This is a genomic window from Sulfuricurvum sp., from assembly GCF_030691015.1.
Lineage (GTDB): Bacteria > Campylobacterota > Campylobacteria > Campylobacterales > Sulfurimonadaceae > Sulfuricurvum.
Genome location: NZ_JAUYFF010000008.1, coordinates 35692 through 55231, shown reverse-complemented (window position 1 = coordinate 55231; position 19540 = coordinate 35692). Strand labels below are relative to the sequence as shown.

Genomic DNA, 19540 nt, shown 5'->3' with positions numbered 1-19540 from the left:
TACAAGCTACTTATGATAAAGTTTCTCAATTTCAATTTGGACAGTTTATTTATGGAACATCATCACCATCATCATCACCACGACAGTAGCATTAGCGGAGGAAAGCTTCTTTTTAGCGTTGTCCTTAACCTTCTTATTACGGTAGCGCAGTTTATAGGCGGAATACTCTCAGGGTCATTGGCATTGCTGAGCGACGCATTGCATAACTTTAGTGATGTGATGAGCCTCATCATCAGCTATTATGCCCATCGACTTTCACATCGACCTCAAAGTCTCACTCAAACATTCGGTTTTAAACGTGCCGAAATCCTTGCCGCTCTCTTCAATGCTTCGGTACTGATTGCTGTTTCGATTTACCTCATTATTGAATCGATTCAACGTTTTATTACACCTCAAGCGATTGAGTCTACCTGGGTGATGGGGCTTGCGGCATTGGGAATTGCGGTTAACGGACTATCGGCTTGGCTCCTTCACCGCGATGCGGGTCATAACCTTAATATCCGATCGGCCTATTTGCATCTGATGGGGGATTTGATGACCTCTTTTGCCGTATTGGCGGGTGGGGCTATGATCTATTTTTACGGTTGGTATTGGATCGATCCGCTGTTATCGCTCTTGATTTCGTTTTACCTTATCCGCTCATCGTACGGGATTGTGCGTGAATCAGGGGGGATGCTGATGCAGTTTTCACCTGAGCATATTAGTGTGGAAGCGATTGTCGAAAAAGTAAAAGAGTTTGACGCGATCGAGAGTATTCATCATATCCATCTGTGGCAGTTGGACGATGAGACGGTATTTCTCGAAGCACGACTCAATTTTCATCAGGACTTAATGCTAAGCGAAACGAACTGTATTCTCCATGATTTGACGCATGCGCTAGAAGATATCGGGATTGCTCATACAACGTTTCAATGCGAAGTAGGCAGAGACGGCAGAGATACGGTATTGGAGCGTTGCCGCCACCATTAACCTTTGATAATGTCGTACTCTGAGGGGATAGAGGGCTTGAATTTGCCCGAGTCAATCGGTTTGTTTTGTGTAGGGTTGTTAAAAAGGATCGTAACACGGTTATCGTATCCATCGGTGTAACTGATAGAATTTAAGAGGTCATTTTTAAAAGTAACCGTATAGGTTTGCCCTTTTACCGTAGCGGAATATTTTTCGTTATCCACTTTTTTAGCTTTTTGAATTATCTGCAAAAAGTCGATCTCCTCATCCAGAGTTCGGAGGGTGACTTGCTCGATACTCGGTTCAATAACGGTGATTTTCTGAGCGTTGATGTAAACACTTTTTTGGATCGGCTTTTGATAGACCCAAAGGGCATTTTGTGGCTTGCTTGCCCAAAGTTCACCGCTGTACACAATCTTTTTTCCGTTATCGTCGATAATGGTTTGAACAAATTTTCCGTTAAAAGAGTTGATCTCTTTCGGTGACGCCGCAAGGGTGAGGCTCAGAGCAAAAAGAAGTGGTAAAAAACGCACATAAATTCCTTCAATTGTGTAATATTGACATTGTACCCTAAGCTCATTAACCAAAACAATAGATTTCGTATGCTAAAATCAGCGACTTTTTCAATACTGTTCATAATGAAGGCTTTTAATGCTCCAAACGTTCCTCGGAAAAATTTTCGGTACCAAGAATGATCACGAAATCAAAAAATATATCAAACGTGTAGCTCAAATCAACGCTCGCGAATCCCATTTCTCAGCCTTAAGTGACAGTGAGCTCCAAGAAGCGTTTAGTGCACTCAGAGAGTCCGTACGGAGTCATGCGAAAACATTAGATGCCGTATTGGTTGATTCGTTTGCGATTACCCGTGAAGCGAGTAAACGTGTTTTGGGGATGCGTCATTTTGACGTTCAGCTCATCGGTGGAATGGTACTGCACGAGGGGCGCATTGCCGAGATGAAAACGGGGGAGGGGAAAACTCTTGTTGCTACTCTCGCGGTTATCTTGAACGCTATGACCGCCAATGGGGTTCATGTCGTCACCGTTAATGATTATCTCGCTTCGCGTGATGGAACTCAGATGTCTGAGCTTTACTCCTTTTTAGGCTACTCCACCGGTATTTTGGTAGAGAGCGGTTACAATCCGGCCTCGAAGCGTGAGCAGTACGGATGCGATATTACCTACGGTACGAATAATGAGTTCGGATTCGATTATCTTCGCGATAACATGACTTACAGTAAAGAGCATATGGTTCAGCGTGGTCATGCGTATGTTATCGTCGATGAAGTTGACTCGATTCTGATCGATGAAGCCCGCACACCGCTTATTATCTCAGGGCCGACAAACCGTACGTTGGAAAACTATACTCGTGCCGATGCGGTAGCGAAAGCACTTGTTATAGAGGAACACTTCACCGTTGATGAAAAAGACCGTCTAATCCTCATTACCGAAGAGGGGATAGGGCGTGCCGAAGAGCTTTTCGGAGTGGACAACCTCTACAGTATTGAAAATTCAGGTCTCTCACACCATCTCGATCAGGCGTTAAAAGCAAACTACATTTTTGAATGTGACGTCGATTACGTTATTCAAGAGGGTCAAATCGTAATTGTCGATGAGTTTACGGGACGTCTCTCTGAAGGGCGTCGCTACTCTGAGGGGCTTCATCAGGCATTAGAGGCGAAAGAGGGGGTCATCATCAAAGAAGAGACTCAAACTCTCGCCGATATCACTTATCAAAACTATTTCCGTATGTACTCCAAAATCGGCGGTATGACAGGGACGGCACAAACCGAAGCGACCGAGTTTGCCCAAATTTATAACCTCGATGTTATCTCCATTCCGACAAACGTTCCCGTTATCCGTCAAGATTTGAATGATTTGATTTACAAAACGGAAGCCGAAAAATTTGAAGCAGTTATTATCAAAGTAAAAGAGTTGCATGCCAAAGGTCAGCCGATCTTGATCGGTACGGCATCGATTGAAAAATCGGAAAAACTTCACCACCTTATCAAAGCGGAGAAAATTCCCCATACGGTATTGAATGCGAAAAATCATGCCCAAGAGGGTGAGATTATCAAAAATGCCGGTGAGAAGGGGGCAATTACCATTGCGACCAACATGGCAGGTCGTGGGGTCGATATCAAAGTCAGTGATGAGATCAAAGCCCTCGGCGGACTTTATATTCTCGGAACGGAGCGGCATGAAAATCGCCGTATCGACAACCAGCTGCGCGGTCGTGCAGGGCGTCAGGGCGATCCGGGAACGTCTCAATTTTATCTTTCACTCGAAGACAGCCTTTTACGTATTTTCGGCTCTGACAAGATCAAATCGATTATGGAACGTTTGGGTGTTGAAGACGGTGAGTACATCGAATCGTCTATGGTTACCCGTGCCGTTGAAAAAGCGCAGAAAAAAGTGGAAAACATGCACTTCGAAGGGCGTAAAAATATTGTTGAATATGATGATGTCGCTAACGAGCAACGTAAAATTGTCTATAAATTCCGTGGAGAGCTGCTTGACCCGACGTTTGCAATTGCGGATAAAATTGATCTGATCCGTCGTGACTATGTTGATCGTACGTTGACTTATTGCGGTATTTTTGAGGGGATTTCGGAAGAAGAGATCGATCTTGAGCGCCTTGTATTGACGATCAAAGAGGAGATGAATGCCGATATCGATGTTTCACTCTTTGGTGAGAAATCATTCGATCCGATTCACGATATTTTACTCTCTGCATTAAAAACTCAATACGACGCAAAAATGTCGGTGGTCGATGAGAAACTACGAAGCGAGATCGAGCGGGAGATTTACCTAAAAACCCTCGACACTGCGTGGCGTGAACACTTGTATCAAATGGACAGTATGAAAACAGGTATCCGCCTTCGTGCCTACAACCAAAAAGATCCGTTGGTCGAGTACAAAAAAGAGAGTTATAACCTCTTTAGCGAGCTGGTCGAGACAATCAAATACGATACGATTAAAACCCTTCATATTATCCGTTTTAAAGTGGATAATGCAGAAGAAGAGGCCGAAGCGTTTGCCCGTCAAATGGAGCTTGAAAAGAAGCAAGAAGCGTTTCGAATGAGCCTCAATCACCAAGAGCATGAGGGTGAAGAGAAAAAAATTGCCCGTAATGAAGAGTGTCCTTGCGGAAGCGGTCTCAAATACAAAAACTGCTGCGGTAAGTCAGGACCAAAAAAAGGGGTATTTGCCTCTTGAATATCGTCTCCTACCTTGTCAAACGGTTTTTACGCTTTGACAAAGAGCAGCCTTTTATCTTCCTCTCCGCACTCCTTGCATTCTCCGGAATCGCCCTTGGAGTGATGGTTCTTATCATCGCTATGGCACTTATGAACGGTTTTGACAACGAGTTCAAGAAAAAACTCACCGTTATGAACTATCCCCTCACGATTCAGCCCAAATTTTACGGTACCTGCGACACGGCTTTACTTGAAAATCTCCGAACCCAGTTTCCTGATCTCTCTTTCAGCCCCTATGTTACCTCTGCGGTACTTTCCCGCAACGGCGATCAGATGGAGGGGGGATATCTCTTCGGTGTCGATTTCGCCCAGGAAGCGAAGGTGAACCGTATCGTAGCCGAAGGGTTGCAATCGGGAGTACCCGATACATTTCAGGTTATGGTGGGGCAAACGCTCAAAGAGCAATTTGGTGTTAACGATGGGGATAAACTCACCTATATATTCACCCAAATGGAGCCGGGCGGTTTAGCCCTCACTCCGAAGATTAAACGTTTTGAAGTCGTTTCGACGTTTAATTCGGGTCTCAGTGCTTATGACAAAGGGTTCTCTTATACCTCTTTGGAATCGCTGCAGCGTATTTTAGGGATACCTGAAAACCTTTACGACGGTATTCATATCCACTCATCTAACCCTGAGGCTGATATCACACGGGTTGCGGCGGTTTTACCCGATACCGTATCGATTCGGGGATGGTGGGAAGACAACGCTAACTTCTTTGCCGCGTTGAAAATGGAGAAGATGTCACTCTTCATCGTTCTGATGCTCATCATCCTGATCGCCGCGATCAATATTATCTCCTCACTATTGATGACAGTGATGAACCGACGAAGCGAAATCGCTCTCTTGATATCATTGGGTGCCTCCAAGCAAGAGGTGAAGCGGGTCTTTTTGGTTCTTGGGATCGTGATCGGTGTTTTAGGGATTACGACGGGGGCAATTTTAGGCTTCTTAGGGATGTGGGTTCTCGGAACCTTTGAGATTATCTCCCTTCCTGCCGATGTCTATCCTACCTCGACGTTGCCGCTTGATTTGAGCGTGATTGATTTCTTCTCGATTATTATCGGTGCGTTTGTGATTGTTCTTCTCTCTGCATGGTATCCCGCGAAAAAAGCCTCTGAAGTAGATGTTCTGACCGTTTTACGAAACGAATAGCCTACTTTTCCTTCTTATCGTCCATCATCCATAAAAACGGATAAACCAACGTTCGCTTCAAAATGTTGAAGGGGGCGGTAACGATCTCTTTGGCGATAGCCGTATCTACTTTTGGATCATCCAGCTTTCCACTGAGGGTGAGGGTAGTAGAAAGTGAGCCGTCATCTCCTAGGAGAATGTATCCCACCATAGGTATTTTTCCAAGAGCTGAGCCCAAATCGGTTTTGAGCATTAAGACCCCGTCGAGCTGATTGGTATTGAAATCGGCACGTCCTGTACCGGTTATTTTTATCTCAGGAGAATTCAGGGTGAAGTTATCCACCGAAACGACCCCTTTTTGGTAGGCAAAGTGAGCGTATCCCTCATCTACGGGAAGTCCTTTTGAGTTATAGTTCGGAAGAGAAAACGTGGTTAAAGAGGGGACGGTATTAACAAATGCCAATACGTTATTGAGCACTTTATAATCTTTCATAATCGTATTTTCAACCCGCATCAATCCATCAAAAGAATCGGTTCTCCCTTTTGCGGCAAATGAAAATGTCCCTCCGCTGAAATCGCTTAATGCAAAGAGATGCTCCATAAATTTGTCGTTAAACCCTTGTCCGTCAATTGAAAAAAGATCATTGCGTATTTTGAGAATAGCAGATCCGTTCATATGATGGAGTGACGCGTCAAAATTATCATTTTGCAATGTCGCATCGAAGAGATCGGCGACGATTTTTCTCCCTTTCATCAAATACAAGTAGGAATTGGTCGCATGTATACGGACAGGGGTCGGAGCCTCTTTTTTAGATGAGGGCTCACTCTCTTCTTTGTGGGCAGAGAGAAATTTGAACAGTGCGGGCATATTAAGGCCGGTATTGTTGGCTCGGATATAAATATTATCCGGTGTATGGTTGATGATGAGGCGGTCATTTACCCGTATGGAGGAGATATTATTTTGATGAGATCCGCTAAATCGATAATGCGATACAGGTTCATCATTTACGAGCATAAGAGGATACGCATAGTCGATTTCTCCATTAAAGTGATAGCGGGAGCTCTCTCCGGTATAGTAAAGGTTCAAATATCCGTTGTTGATGTTGTAATGGCGTAAAATCGGGGATTTTTTAGAGAGACGCGAAATGTCGTCGAGGCCGATTTTCCACCCCTTTGGAACGGTTGAAAAATGGGCTTTTAGAGAGGGGGCATCGATTTTAATCGACTCATTTTTGGTATCGACTAAGAGCTCTAACGACTCTTTTGCTTCCATGATCGGTACCATTTTTGGGGTAAGGGGTATCATATTACTAAGCTGAATTGCCCCTTTTTCGGTATCGATATGGTAGGTACCGGAAAAATTTCCTTTGAAAAGATCGCCGAGTACCGTTTCGATATGTTCAAACGTTATAAGATCATTTTTAAGAGTCGCGTTGAAAGGGGAAATCAGTAATGGAAGTTGATGTACCGACCATGCTGAAGGATTTTTTACCTCCAATTGAGCCGTTTTATTACTGTAATGCAAATCGACATCAAAGGTAGATTGATGAAGTTCGACTTCACCGAGTTTAAAGCTATGTAACCGCATTGAGACATCCGTTTGTTTCTTGGTACCGTCAAATGTGGCATTGATTCTCCCTTTGACACTGTCTGAGAGGTTAAAAGGGACGGAACGGATGGCAGAGTAAGCACGATGATAATCAAACGGCGCGTGGAACGCATCAATCGTTAATTTTTCACCTAAAAGGTTCCATCGGGACTTGTTAACCTGCAAGGCATCTCCATCGGGCGCGATGATGTAAGTAACACGTAGCGGATCGAGGGGATCATAGAGGGTTAAATCTCCTGTTGTCGGAGAGATGGCATACGCATCGATAGAAACAATACCCCGCTCTGTTGCGGCATTGTATTCACCCCCCACCCGAGCATGCGCTACATCCTCTCCGTAATGGGCTATGAAGTTTTCAAATGTCACATGGTTACGATCAACTTTGACAATTCCCCCCTCGGTTTTGAGGGGGATTTGATCGAGAAGAATTTCAGAATTTCCCGGTTTAAAGACCCCATTTACTGAGGTATCAAAATTGTGCAAATTAACGGAGAGACGTAAATCTACGTCACACTCCCCCTTGAGTTGCTTGATCGGCAAATGGATAGTGTAGAACTCTAAAAGGGATAAAATCGGATCACTTAGTTTAGCATGAGCGGTTTTAATATAGACATCTAACATCGTATGGGGTGTCGTAAAATCGATAATGACACGACTCGCTTCGGTCGGAAGAGTATAAAAAATACCGTTTTGCGGGAATATGTGAAGTTTACCTTGGGCAAAACGGAGATCAATCCGTGGTGAACGGATCGGTTCAAAACCGGTTGCAAAAGTGTACTCACCCTCTATAAGGGTAGCATCGGCTCTGAGACTTTTAATAAGCTCTTCAGGCTGATCATAATGAAACAGACCCTCAAATCGGCTAATACGAATAGATGAAGCTTTGGCATAGTCGATTATCCACGGGGTCACTTCGGGGTCCAGATGTAAAAAGTCAATTAACGGCTTGATCGTACTTAACGTTGTCTGTGGTTTTGCAGAAAAACGGAGTGTGTCGATGTCACCTAACGCGGAGAGGGTAATAAGAGGTGTGTCGGGGAGATTCAGAGCGATATCAGAACGAAGGCTCTGATCGGTTAGGTTGATCGAGAGAACGGCGGATAAATTTGCCTCTTTTACGCGGCAAGAGGGCAATACAAGGCGAAAATCGGTCTCATTGAGATCAAGGGTCCCTTCACATCGAGTCGTGTCGTCTCCTAGGGTTACTTTACCGATACTATTTTTTTCAAAATGCAATGACCCTCTGAAACTTTTATATTGAATAACATTGACTTGAATGGAATCGACCCACCCCTCCATCCATTGGATGTAACGAGGCAATTTTGAGAGGGGCTTAAGCGTCAGAGGGGTATCGTCGCCGACGACATCGCTAAAATCTAATTTAGCAGCTTTAATATGGAGGGCTTTGTCCCATTTTAGGTATAATTTCTCAACTTTGACCCCTCCAAATCTGAGATGGTCAATACTAAATCCCTCTAGTAAAGCGACAAACGTGAAAAAGCCAAGAAAAAAAGTAAAAACTAAAAAAAGCAGAACACTCTTATGGGTTTTTGGAATTATTTTAGTGGTGATTGTATCTTTCATGACCTACCTATTCTCATCCGTTACATCACCCAAAATCGTCTACATACCCCAAGGTTCCGTCTTTAAAAGTATATCACACCTCCAAAGTGAAGGGGTAAATCTTTATAAAATTGATGCATTTATTTTACGTCTGATAGGGCAGCCGCAACAAGGATGGATTGATGTGAAAGAGGAAAAGATGTCTCGGATAGAGTATCTTTATCGCCTCACGACGGCAAAAGCGGCAACACGTCAGATTACATTAATTCCCGGTGAGACGAGTATTGTTTTCTTAGAACAGCTCTCAGAAACACTCTCCCTTGATAAAGAGAAATTAGTATCGGCGTATGAGACTCATGCCCCTTATAAAGAGGGAAATTTTGTCCCCGATACCTATAGTATCCCCAACGGAATCAGCGAAGAGGATTTGATTCTCCACCTGTTAAATGAATCTGAAAAGAAAATGCAAAGATGGGCAGAAGAACATAATACCCGCTTTGAGAAGGAAAAATGGTTACAAATCGTAACAAAAGCATCCGTTATTCAAAAAGAAGCGGCATCGCTCAGCGATATGCCCTATGTAAGCTCCGTTATTGATAATCGGATCAAAGAGGGGATGCGTCTCCAAATGGACGGGACGTTAAATTACGGAGAATACTCACATCAAAAAGTAACCGCTCGTCGAATTCGAACGGATAGAACTCCCTATAATACGTATAAGAACAAAGGTTTGCCTCAATACCCTGTCTGCAATGTTTCCAAAGAAGCTATCGATGCCGCACTCAACCCTGCACGGACGGATTACCTCTATTTCGTACGTGGCAAGAATGGGGAGCATATTTACAGTAGTTACTTTTCTACACACCGTAAAAACATAGTAAATGCTACAAAATGAAACACATTTGGAACTTCTTCGCCCCTTTAGAGCGTTAAATACAAAAAAACTCTCGTGAGAGTGTTATGATGCTCGTATAAAAAAAATGACAGGAGAACCTGATGGCAAAAATCATTTGGTCAGTAATTGATGAAGCTCCGGCGCTAGCGACATACTCGCTACTTCCGATCGTAAACGCATTCACACAAGCAGCAGGTGTAGAAGTCATAACAAGTGATATTTCACTTGCAGGTCGTGTTATTGCAACTTTTCCGGAAAGAATGAGCGACGCTCAACGCATCCCGGATAATCTTGCACAGTTGGGTGTTATTGCAACTCAGCCTGATGGCAATATCATCAAACTTCCAAATATCTCTGCTTCAATTCCACAGCTTAAAGCGTGTATTGAAGAGCTTCAATCTCAAGGTTACGATCTTCCTAACTATCCGGAAGAGCCTAAAACAGATGAAGAAAAAGAGATTTTTGCGCGTTATGCTACATGTCTGGGTTCTGCCGTTAATCCGGTTCTTCGTGAAGGTAACTCAGATCGTCGTGCGGCCGTTGCGGTTAAAAACTTTGCTAAGAATAACCCGCATAAACTTCGTGCATGGGATGAGGGTTCTAAAACTCGCGTTGCACACATGAATAGCGGCGATTTCTTTGCAAATGAGCAATCAATCACTAAAAAAGGTGATGGCAAAGTAACTATCGCTCTTAATGGTAAAGTTCTTAAAGAGATTAATACATTTGATAAAGAAGTTCTTGACGGTACATTCATGTCTGCAAAAGCACTTCGTGCATTTTTGGCTGAATCTATCGCGGAAGCGAAAGAAAAAAATATTCTTTGGTCGATTCACCTCAAAGCAACCATGATGAAGGTTTCTGACCCTATCATGTTCGGTCATGCAGTTTCTGTGTTCTTTAAAGATGTGTTTGAAAAATATGCGGCAGATTTCAAAGAGATTGGTGTTAATCCGAATCTTGGTCTTGGTGATCTTTACAAAAAGCTTGCTAAATTGCCAGCGGATAAAAAAGCAGAAATCGAAGCGGCTATTATGGCGGTTTATCCGACACAACCTTCAATGGCGATGGTTGACTCTGACAAAGGGATTACAAACCTTCATGCGTCTAACGACGTAATCATTGACGCTTCATTGCCGGTTGTCGTACGTGACGGCGGTAAAATGTGGAATCCGGCTGGTAAAGTTGAACAGTGTGTTGTGACTATTCCGGATCGTTGTTACGCAACCATGTACTCAGAGTGTATTGAAGATTGTAAGAAAAACGGACAATTCGACGTTACGACTATGGGTTCAGTATCGAATGTCGGTTTGATGGCTCAAAAAGCGGAAGAGTACGGCTCACATCCGACAACGTTTGAAATCGCAGAAGACGGTGTTGTAACGGTTAGCGATGATAGCGGCGTATTGATGACTTTCAACGTAGAAAAAGGTGATATTTGGCGTATGTCTCGTGCTAAAGATATCCCGATCAAAGACTGGGTACGTCTTGCGGTTGAGCGTGCAGAGATCGAAAATGTTCCGGTTGTGTTCTGGTTGGATGAAAACCGTGCACACGATGCTGAAATTATCAAAAAAGTGAACGCATACCTTCCTGAATTCAACAAATCAGGGATCGAGTACCACATTTTGGCGCCGGAAAAAGCGATGGCGTTCTCTTTGAAACGTGTACGTGCGGGTCAAAACACCATTTCAGCAACGGGTAACGTTCTTCGTGACTATTTGACCGACTTGTTCCCTATCTTAGAACTTGGAACATCGGCTAAAATGCTCTCTATCGTTCCATTACTTGCAGGCGGTGGATTGTTTGAAACAGGTGCGGGCGGATCGGCTCCGAAACACGTTGAGCAATTCGTAAACGAGGGTCACCTTCGTTGGGATTCATTGGGTGAGTTCTTGGCTCTTGCTGAGTCACTACGTCACATCAATAAAACGAAAAAAGACAACAAATTGAGCGCTCTTACTGCGGCTCTCGATGTTGCAAACGCGGCATATTTAGATAACAACAAAGAGCCTTCACGTAAAGCGGGTGAACCGGATAACAAAGCGAGTCACTTCTTCTTGGCTCAATACTGGGCAAAAGCGTTGGCTGAGCAAACTGTGGATGCAGAACTTGCATCAAAATTTGCTAACGTAGCTAAAGCATTGACTGAAAATGAAGCTAAAATCATGGAAGAACTTCTATCAGTAGAAGGGAAACCACAGGATATCGGCGGTTACTTCCATCCGGATGCTGTAAAAACTGAAAATGCAATGCGCCCAAGTGCAACACTAAACGCAATTATTGCCGCTATCTGAAGATAGTAACGATTGGGGATTTCCCCAGTCGCTTTTTATCTGTAGAAATATTTTCTATAGATAAAAGGCGATTCTATCGTCTTGTAGTTATCTTTTTTTTGGAGAGGATAATAGCAATATGACACAAGGAGTAGGAACATGGTAAAAGGAAAACGCGTCGGAATCGTAGGGGCGGGAAATGTCGGATCGACGATCGCCTACTCTCTTGCAATGCTTGGTTCGTGCCATGAGATTATTTTGCGTGATAACAAAATTGAAATCGCACGTGGTAAAGCGCTTGATATGTCTCAAGCAGCAGCGGCAGTCCGAAGCCACTCAACCGTCACCGTTGCGGAGACAATGGCGGATATGACCGATTGTGATGTCGTCGTTATCACCGCAGGTAGTCCTCGTCTTCCGGGAATGAGCCGAGATGATTTGTTGATGATTAACGCTAAAGTAACCCGTGAAGTGATCGAGGGAGTTGCAAAATATTCTCCGAATGCGATCGTAATCATGGTTTCCAATCCGTTGGATGCAATGACGTATGTGGCATTGCGTGAGAGTGGTTTTGACCGCAGCCGTGTTATTGGTATGGCGGGAGTATTGGACAGTGCACGTATGGCGGCATTTATTCAAGAAAAACTCGGATACGGCGGCGGTCAGATTCGTGCATCGGTTATGGGCGGACATGGGGATGACATGGTTCCTCTTCCGCGCTATTCGACGGTTGCGGGGGTTCCTCTCTCCGATGTCTTAACACAAAATGAGATCGATGAGATTGTTCAACGCACACGCAAAGGGGGAGCGGAAATCGTAGCGCTTCTCCAAACGGGATCAGCCTATTATGCTCCGGCAAAAGCAACTGCGATTATGGTAGAAGCGATCTTGAAAGACACCAAACAAATTCATCCGTGTGCCGTTTACCTCGAAGGGGAATACGGTTTTCATGATGTGGTGAGCGGAGTTCCTGTTATGTTGGGAGCCAACGGTGCCGAGAAAATTATCGAAGTAACTCTGAATGAGACGGAAAAGGCAATGTTCGCCGCATCATGTGCCTCGGTTCAAGGGTTGATCGATACGCTCAATACCAATAAATTTTTTGAAGGAGCCAAATAATGAGTTATCGCATCGAAAAAGATACGATGGGTGAAGTTCGAGTACCGAATGACACTTACTGGGGAGCGCAAACACAGCGTTCACTTGAGAACTTTCAAATCGGTGAAGAGAAAATGCCGTATGAAATTACAAGAGCATTTTCTCTTCTCAAAAAAGCGGTAGCGTTGGTTAACTGCGATCTTGGAATGTTGAGTAAAGAAAAAGCGGATGCTATCGCTCAGGCGGCAGATGAGATGCTCTTGGGAAAACTTGACGCTCATTATCCTCTTGTGGTATGGCAAACCGGTTCAGGTACACAGTCAAACATGAACAACAATGAAGTGTTGGCAAGCCGTGCAACCGAGATTCTCGGTGGGGACTTCCGTACTCAAAAATTGGTTCACCCGAACGATGACGTTAACAAATCACAAAGCTCAAACGATACCTATCCTACTGCATTGCACGTAGCGGCGGTTATCGCGGTAGAAACGCGTCTATTACCTGCAATCGATCATTTGCGTAAAACCTTGATCGCTAAAAGCGAAGCGTTCAGCGATATCGTCAAAATCGGACGTACCCACCTCCAAGACGCAACACCGCTCACTCTCGGTCAAGAGATCAGCGGTTGGGTAGAGATGCTTAACAAATGTGAAAAAATGGCAAAAGATTCTCTCGAATCGGTGCGTGAACTCGCTCTAGGCGGTACAGCGGTCGGAACGGGATTGAATGCGCACCCTGAGTTGGGGATGCGTGTAGCGGCAAAACTGACTGAATTAACAGGTCATAAATTTGTAACGGCACCTAATAAATTCCATGCGTTGACCTCTCATGACGCTCTTGTATTTGCACACGGTGCCCTCAAAGCACTTGCGGCGGATATGATGAAAATCGCCAACGACGTCCGTTGGTTGGCTTCAGGGCCGCGTTGTGGAATCGGCGAGATCACTATTCCTGAAAACGAGCCGGGTTCATCCATTATGCCGGGTAAAGTCAATCCGACGCAATCGGAAGCGGTGACGATGGTGACGTGCCAAGTTATGGGGAACGATGCCTGTATCGGTTTTGCAGCAAGTCAAGGTAATTTTGAGCTTAACGTCTTCAAACCGGTAATCGCTTACAACTTCTTGCAATCGGTTCGTTTGTTGGCTGATTCTATCGTCTCATTCAACGATAATTGTGCCGTCGGCATTGAGCCTGTACGTGATCAGATCGATGCGTATTTGAACAACTCATTGATGCTCGTTACGGCATTGAACCCGTACATCGGGTATGAAAATGCGGCAAAAATTGCTAAAACAGCACATAAAGAGAACTCTACACTGAAAGAGACCGCCATCAAACTCGGTCTCCTGAGTGCCGAAGAGTTCGATAAATACGTCATCCCTGAAGAGATGACAAGACCAATAGCGTAAACTTATAACAGGAGGAATTAATGAATATTCACGAATATCAAGCTAAAGAATTATTCAAAAAATACAATGTACCGACCTTGCGCGGTCACATTGCGTTTACACCAGACGAGGCGGTTAAAGCGGCTCAAGAACTCGGTGGAAATATCTGGGTTGTTAAAGCTCAAATCCATGCGGGTGGGCGTGGTTTAGGAGGCGGTGTTAAACTTGCTAAATCAACGTCTGAAGTACGTGAAATGGCAGCTCAGATTTTGGGTATGCAGCTCGTAACGCACCAAACAGGCCCAGAGGGTAAATTGGTTCAAAAAGTCTATATCGAAGAGGGTGCCGATATCAAAAAAGAGTACTATCTCGGACTCTTGCTTGATCGTGCACTTGAAATGCCGATCATGATGGCATCGACTGAGGGCGGTATGGCGATTGAAGAGGTTGCACACAATACTCCTGAAAAAATTATCAAAGTTTCGATCGATCCGTTGACAGGTTTCCAAAGCTTCCACGGCCGTAAATTAGCATTCGGTTTGGGTCTTCCGGTGGAAGAGATCAACACGTTTATCAAATTTGCATCTGCCCTATATAAAGTCTATATGGATCACGATGCGGAGATGATCGAGATCAATCCGTTGGTCAAAACGGGTGACGGTAAATTTTTGGCACTCGATGCAAAAATGGGATTTGATAATAACGCCCTTTACCGTCAGTCACAAGTGAACGAAATGCGTGATTTGAGTGAAGAAGAACCGACGGAGATCGAAGCGGGCAAATTCGGTCTTAGCTATATCAAACTTGACGGTGATGTCGGTTGTATGGTTAACGGTGCGGGACTTGCTATGGGAACGATGGATACCATCAACTACGAGGGCGGTAAACCGGCTAACTTCCTTGACGTCGGCGGAAGTGCGAGTGCGGAAACGGTGGCCAAAGGATTTGAAATTATCCTCAAAGATCCGAATGTTAAAGCGATTTTCGTCAACATTTTCGGTGGTATCGTACGATGTGATCGTGTTGCTAACGGGATTATCGAAGCAACAAAAATCACCAATGTTAATGTACCTGTTATCGTACGACTTGACGGTACGAATGCTATCGAAGCGGCAGAGATTTTAAACAATGCCGGTATCGCTAACATCGTAGCGGCAACCGATCTTGCAGACGGTGCACGTAAAGCCGTTGCAGCAGCTAAGGGAGAGTAATTAATGTCTATTTTGGTTAATAAAGATACAAAAGTTATCGTTCAAGGTTTCACAGGTAAAGAGGGTACATTCCATGCAGAACAGTGTATTGCATACGGAACAAAAATCGTCGGCGGCGTAACACCGGGTAAAGGGGGGCAAGAGCACCTCGGTCAACCGGTATTCAATACGGTAGCCGAAGCGGTCGCTAGTACCGGTGCTACGGTTTCTATGATTTTCGTTCCGCCGGCATTCGTTTCCGATGCGGTTATGGAAGCGGCAGATGCGGGAATCAGCCTTGCGGTTATTATTACCGAAGGAGCACCCGTAAAAGATATGATGTTTGCAAAAGCGTATGCGGTTAAAAAAGATATGATGACTATCGGGCCGAACTGTCCGGGAATTATCACGGCGGATGAGTGTAAAATCGGAATCATGCCGGGATTCATTTTCAAAAAAGGGAACATCGGTCTTATCTCTAAATCAGGCACGTTGACCTATGAATCAGCGAATCAGGTTGTTAAAGAGGGCTTCGGTATCACGACGGCAGTCGGTATCGGCGGTGACCCGATCATCGGTTTGAGCTACAAACAGCTCCTTCCGATGTTTGAAGCAGATCCGGAAACGCATGCGATTGTCATGATCGGTGAGATCGGGGGAGATTTGGAGATTCAAGCGGCGGCGTATATCAAAGAGCACATCACGAAACCGGTAGTTGCTTTTATCGCGGGTCAAACGGCACCTGCGGGGAAACGTATGGGCCACGCTGGGGCAATTATCTCCGGTGGCGCAGGGACTGCAGCTGAAAAAATGGCGGCTCTCGAAGCGGCAGGGGTAAAAGTTGTTGTTTCTCCGGCAGATATCGGTAAAGCTATTGCTGAAGTGATGGGGAAATAACGATGGAACAGAGCTTTGAGTTTGCCAATATACGATGTGGCGGATGTTCTGCCACTATCACCAAAGCGCTCAAAGAAGCAGGATTCGAGGGGGTCAGTGTTGACCTTTCGTGCGAGCCTCGTAAAGTAACAGCTGTTATTTCCGATGAGGCGCAACTAGCACAGTTTAAATCAATATTAAGAAACCTCGGTTATCCTCTAGTCGGTGAGGAAGAGGGTGTTATTGATAATGCCGCTCTTAAGCTCAAGAGTTTTGTCTCTTGTGCCGTTGGTAAATTTTCAACTGATAAAGAATCAGATTAATTTCAAAATTGTGAGGAGAACAGATGTTTAAAACGACCAATCCCGGTAACGTACCTGTATGGGTAAATACCGATAACTGTAAAGCATGTGATATTTGTGTATCGGTATGCCCATCGGGTGTACTCGGTATGCGTTATGAGCCGACATCAACCTTGGGTGCTATGATCTCGATCAATCATCCTGAGAGTTGCATCGGCTGTAATGAGTGCGAACTCACATGTCCTGACTTCGCTATTTATGTTGCAGATAAAGCAGATTATAAATTTGCAAAACTGACTGATGAAGCAAAAGCGCGTCAAGCGGCTATTATCGCTAATAAGTATATGTCACTAGACCAAGCAGGAGTGAAATAATGGCAAGAGAAGTAATTTCAACAGGTAACGAATTATCAGCACTCGGTGCTTTTGATGCGGGTTGTATGTTTTTCGGCGGATATCCGATTACTCCATCATCGGAAGTAATGCACGAGATGTCTGATCTTCTACCGACTGTCGGTGGTAAATTCATCCAAATGGAAGATGAGATCGCGGGTATCTCCGTTGCTCTCGGTGCATCCATGGCGGGTACAAAATCGATGACGGCAACCTCAGGTCCGGGGATTTCACTTAAGGCGGAACAGATCGGTTTGGCGTTTATCGCTGAAGTTCCTTTGGTTATCGTCAACGTAATGCGCGGAGGCCCATCAACCGGTCTTCCGACTCGTGTATCCCAAGCGGATATCGGTCAAGCGCAATATCCGACCCATGGAGATTACGCTTCTATCACGTTGTGTGCGGGATCACTCGAAGAGTGTTACACACAAACCGTACGCGGATTTAACTTGGCTGAGCGATACATGACTCCGGTATTCGTCCTTTTGGATGAGACGGTAGGTCACATGCACGGTAAAGCGATGCTCCCGGATCTCGAAGAGGTCAAAGCTTCAATCGTTACTCGTAAACGATTTGACGGAAAACCGGAAGATTATCGTCCGTACGACGTTCCGATGAACGAAGCGGCAGTACTTAATCCGATGTTCGAAGGGTACCGTTTCCACTTTACGGGACTTCATCACGGACCGACAGGTTTCCCTACGGAAGATGCGGCACAATGCCAATTCAATATCGAGCGTCTTGTCGGTAAAATCAACACGGTTGCGGCAGAAAACGACGGTTTGGATGATGAAGCCGATTATGAAGAATTTATGATGGAGGATGCCGAAGTATGTATGATCGCATACGGAAGTATCTCTCGCGGTGCTAAAGAAGCGGTTATGAAACTTCGTAATGACGGCATCAAAGCGGGTCTTTTCAGACCAATCGTATTGTGGCCGAGTCCGGCTAAAAAGCTCAAAGAGATCGGTCAAAAATTTGACAAAATTTTCGTTACTGAGCTCAATATGGGTCAATACCTCAAAGAGATTGAACGTGTAATGGGACGTAGCGATTTCGGTACGCTTCACAAAGCAAACGGTCGTCCAATCGCACCACTTGAAATGGTAGCAAAAGTTAAGGAGATGTTCTAATGGCTTTCAATTACGATCAATATTTACGTGTAGATAAAATGCCGACACTTTGGTGTTGGGGCTGTGGTGACGGTGTTATCCTTAAATCGGTTATCCGTGCTATCGACAAAATGGGCTGGGATATGGACAAAGTATGTGTCGTTTCCGGTATCGGATGCTCAGGCCGCTTTAGCTCATACATCAACTGTAATACGGTTCATACAACGCACGGTCGTACGATTGCGTATGCTACGGGGATTAAACTTACTCGTCCGGATGCACACGTTATTGTTGTAGCAGGTGACGGTGACGGACTTGCAATCGGTGGTAACCACACGATTCACGGATGCCGACGTAATATCGATTTGAATTTCATTCTTATCAATAACTTCATCTACGGTTTGACTAACTCTCAAATTTCTCCGACGACTCCGCAGGGTATGTGGTGTGTATCGGCGCAAAACGGGAATATCGATCCGACGTTCGATGCGTGTAAACTTGCTATCGGTGCGGGTGCGTCATTCGTAGCGCGTGAGACGATGCTAGATCCGAAAAAATTGGAAAAAATCCTTGTAAAAGGGTTCTCACACAGAGGGTTCTCTTTCTTTGATATTATGTCTAACTGCCATATCAACCTTGGCCGTAAAAACAAAATGTTGAGTGCTATGGAAAACCTTGAATGGATCGACAGTATTACGACTCCGTTGAAAAAATGGGAAGCGTTACCTGCGGAAGAGCAAATGAACAAATTCCCGACGGGTGTATTGCGTGAAGTTGAGCAAGCCGAGTATTGTGATATGTATGACATGGTCATCGAAGCGGCACAAGGCAAACGCGGAAAAATCACGCAAGACGACTTTGCGAAAAAAATCTAAGGAGAAACCATGAGACATACGATACGATTTACAGGCGTCGGTGGACAAGGGGTTCTTCTCGCCGGTGAGATTATGGCAGCAGCCAAGATCAAAATGGGTGGTCACGGGCTTAAAACAGCTACCTATACGTCACAAGTTCGCGGCGGTGCAACGGTTGTTGATATTACCCTTGATGACAATGAGATTTTTTACCCGTATGCGAATGAGGGTGAGATCGATTTTATGCTCTCGGTTGCTAACGTGAGTTATCAACAATTCAAAAACGGTGTAAAACCGGGCGGAATCATCGTTGTTGAGCCAAATTTGGTTCACCCAACCGAAGAAGATCGTCAAAAATGGATCATTGTAGAGATTCCGATCATCACCATTGCAAAAGAAGAAGTGGGTAATGTTATTACCCAATCGGTTGTTGCATTGGGTATTACCAATGAATTTACCGGTGTACTTGAGCCGGAAACATTGAAAGAAGTCATGCTTTCAAAAGTTCCTAAAAAAGTACACGAAGTTAACAATAAAGCTTGGGATTTGGGTATCAAATACGCCAAGGAAGCAAAAGCAAAAATTGGGATGTAAATCCCTCTTCCCGTTTCGACGGGAAAAACACTATATTTTACCTCTGCCC

General features: G+C 44.7%; 16 protein-coding genes. 14 read left to right on the top strand and 2 right to left on the bottom strand.

The features are described from left to right. Positions 1–51: 51 nt before the first annotated feature. Entirely contained in the window at positions 52–969 is a 918-nt protein-coding gene (locus tag Q8O20_RS06650) for a cation diffusion facilitator family transporter (protein ID WP_305530523.1), read from the top strand. Here Q8O20_RS06650 and lolA read toward each other — a convergent pair. Continuing rightward, positions 966–1481 (bottom strand): LolA-like outer membrane lipoprotein chaperone, encoded by a 516-nt coding sequence (lolA, locus tag Q8O20_RS06645; protein WP_305530522.1) that lies wholly within the window; start codon positions 1479–1481, stop codon positions 966–968. The two genes, Q8O20_RS06650 and lolA, sit on opposite strands and share 4 nt — an antisense overlap. Positions 1482–1599: 118 nt before the next feature. Here lolA and secA point away from each other — a divergent pair, with 118 nt between their 5' ends. Next, complete coding sequence (secA, locus tag Q8O20_RS06640) at positions 1600–4167, top strand: preprotein translocase subunit SecA (protein WP_305530521.1); 2568 nt, start codon at positions 1600–1602, stop codon at positions 4165–4167. Then, positions 4164–5360 carry an ABC transporter permease gene (locus tag Q8O20_RS06635; RefSeq protein WP_305530520.1) on the top strand — a complete coding sequence of 399 codons (1197 nt, stop codon included), beginning with the start codon at positions 4164–4166 and terminating at the stop codon, positions 5358–5360. The genes secA and Q8O20_RS06635 overlap by 4 nt, the downstream gene beginning before the upstream one ends. A 1-nt stretch (position 5361) precedes the next feature. On the opposite strand, the gene Q8O20_RS06630 is transcribed toward Q8O20_RS06635, so the two are convergent. Beyond that, positions 5362–8532, bottom strand: a complete 3171-nt coding sequence (locus Q8O20_RS06630) for an AsmA-like C-terminal domain-containing protein (RefSeq protein WP_305530519.1) — start codon at positions 8530–8532, stop codon at positions 5362–5364. On the opposite strand from Q8O20_RS06630, the gene mltG reads away from it, so the two are divergent. From mltG to Q8O20_RS06575, 11 genes are all read left to right on the top strand, one after another. Further along, the gene (mltG, locus tag Q8O20_RS06625; RefSeq protein ID WP_305530518.1) at positions 8531–9406 is read left to right on the top strand and encodes an endolytic transglycosylase MltG; all 876 of its coding nucleotides are present in this window, start codon (positions 8531–8533) and stop codon (positions 9404–9406) included. The genes Q8O20_RS06630 and mltG overlap by 2 nt on opposite strands. Before the next feature lie 101 nt (positions 9407–9507). Then, positions 9508–11703 carry an NADP-dependent isocitrate dehydrogenase gene (locus Q8O20_RS06620; protein WP_305530517.1) on the top strand — a complete coding sequence of 732 codons (2196 nt, stop codon included), beginning with the start codon at positions 9508–9510 and terminating at the stop codon, positions 11701–11703. A 138-nt stretch (positions 11704–11841) separates the two neighbouring features. Then, the gene (gene mdh / locus Q8O20_RS06615) at positions 11842–12801 is read left to right on the top strand and encodes a malate dehydrogenase (RefSeq protein WP_304739670.1); all 960 of its coding nucleotides are present in this window, start codon (positions 11842–11844) and stop codon (positions 12799–12801) included. Next, complete coding sequence (fumC, locus tag Q8O20_RS06610; RefSeq protein WP_305530516.1) at positions 12801–14192, top strand: class II fumarate hydratase; 1392 nt, start codon at positions 12801–12803, stop codon at positions 14190–14192. The genes mdh and fumC overlap by 1 nt, the downstream gene beginning before the upstream one ends. A 20-nt stretch (positions 14193–14212) precedes the next feature. Continuing rightward, complete coding sequence (gene sucC / locus Q8O20_RS06605) at positions 14213–15382, top strand: ADP-forming succinate--CoA ligase subunit beta (RefSeq protein ID WP_304742150.1); 1170 nt, start codon at positions 14213–14215, stop codon at positions 15380–15382. A gap of 3 nt (positions 15383–15385) precedes the next feature. Beyond that, positions 15386–16258, top strand: coding sequence for a succinate--CoA ligase subunit alpha (sucD, locus tag Q8O20_RS06600; RefSeq protein ID WP_304742147.1), 873 nt, complete (start codon positions 15386–15388; stop codon positions 16256–16258). A gap of 2 nt (positions 16259–16260) precedes the next feature. Then, entirely contained in the window at positions 16261–16560 is a 300-nt protein-coding gene (locus Q8O20_RS06595) for a heavy-metal-associated domain-containing protein (protein ID WP_304742144.1), read from the top strand. A 23-nt stretch (positions 16561–16583) separates the two neighbouring features. Further along, a complete protein-coding gene (locus Q8O20_RS06590; RefSeq protein WP_294895712.1) occupies positions 16584–16913 on the top strand; it encodes a 4Fe-4S dicluster domain-containing protein in 330 nt (109 codons plus the stop codon). Further along, positions 16913–18064, top strand: a complete 1152-nt coding sequence (locus tag Q8O20_RS06585) for a 2-oxoglutarate synthase subunit alpha (RefSeq protein ID WP_304742139.1) — start codon at positions 16913–16915, stop codon at positions 18062–18064. The genes Q8O20_RS06590 and Q8O20_RS06585 overlap by 1 nt, the downstream gene beginning before the upstream one ends. Continuing rightward, positions 18064–18918: a 2-oxoglutarate ferredoxin oxidoreductase subunit beta gene (locus tag Q8O20_RS06580; protein ID WP_305530515.1), complete on the top strand. Its 855-nt coding sequence runs from the start codon at positions 18064–18066 to the stop codon at positions 18916–18918. The genes Q8O20_RS06585 and Q8O20_RS06580 overlap by 1 nt, the downstream gene beginning before the upstream one ends. Positions 18919–18927: 9 nt before the next feature. Beyond that, positions 18928–19491, top strand: coding sequence for a 2-oxoacid:acceptor oxidoreductase family protein (locus Q8O20_RS06575; protein WP_295051400.1), 564 nt, complete (start codon positions 18928–18930; stop codon positions 19489–19491). Positions 19492–19540: the final 49 nt, after the last annotated feature.

What these genes read in the sequence shown, in the direction of transcription:
- Q8O20_RS06585 (WP_304742139.1), top strand. Translation starts at nt 16,913, where the DNA reads ATGGCAAGAGAAGTAATTTCAACAGGTAACGAATTATCAGCACTCGGT.
- Q8O20_RS06620 (WP_305530517.1), top strand. Translation starts at nt 9,508, where the DNA reads ATGGCAAAAATCATTTGGTCAGTAATTGATGAAGCTCCGGCGCTAGCG.
- mdh (WP_304739670.1), top strand. Translation starts at nt 11,842, where the DNA reads ATGGTAAAAGGAAAACGCGTCGGAATCGTAGGGGCGGGAAATGTCGGA.
- mltG (WP_305530518.1), top strand. Translation starts at nt 8,531, where the DNA reads ATGACCTACCTATTCTCATCCGTTACATCACCCAAAATCGTCTACATA.
- sucC (WP_304742150.1), top strand. Translation starts at nt 14,213, where the DNA reads ATGAATATTCACGAATATCAAGCTAAAGAATTATTCAAAAAATACAAT.
- secA (WP_305530521.1), top strand. Translation starts at nt 1,600, where the DNA reads ATGCTCCAAACGTTCCTCGGAAAAATTTTCGGTACCAAGAATGATCAC.
- Q8O20_RS06650 (WP_305530523.1), top strand. Translation starts at nt 52, where the DNA reads ATGGAACATCATCACCATCATCATCACCACGACAGTAGCATTAGCGGA.
- Q8O20_RS06595 (WP_304742144.1), top strand. Translation starts at nt 16,261, where the DNA reads ATGGAACAGAGCTTTGAGTTTGCCAATATACGATGTGGCGGATGTTCT.
- Q8O20_RS06580 (WP_305530515.1), top strand. Translation starts at nt 18,064, where the DNA reads ATGGCTTTCAATTACGATCAATATTTACGTGTAGATAAAATGCCGACA.
- fumC (WP_305530516.1), top strand. Translation starts at nt 12,801, where the DNA reads ATGAGTTATCGCATCGAAAAAGATACGATGGGTGAAGTTCGAGTACCG.
- sucD (WP_304742147.1), top strand. Translation starts at nt 15,386, where the DNA reads ATGTCTATTTTGGTTAATAAAGATACAAAAGTTATCGTTCAAGGTTTC.
- Q8O20_RS06590 (WP_294895712.1), top strand. Translation starts at nt 16,584, where the DNA reads ATGTTTAAAACGACCAATCCCGGTAACGTACCTGTATGGGTAAATACC.
- Q8O20_RS06575 (WP_295051400.1), top strand. Translation starts at nt 18,928, where the DNA reads ATGAGACATACGATACGATTTACAGGCGTCGGTGGACAAGGGGTTCTT.
- Q8O20_RS06630 (WP_305530519.1), bottom strand. Translation starts at nt 8,532, where the DNA reads ATGAAAGATACAATCACCACTAAAATAATTCCAAAAACCCATAAGAGT.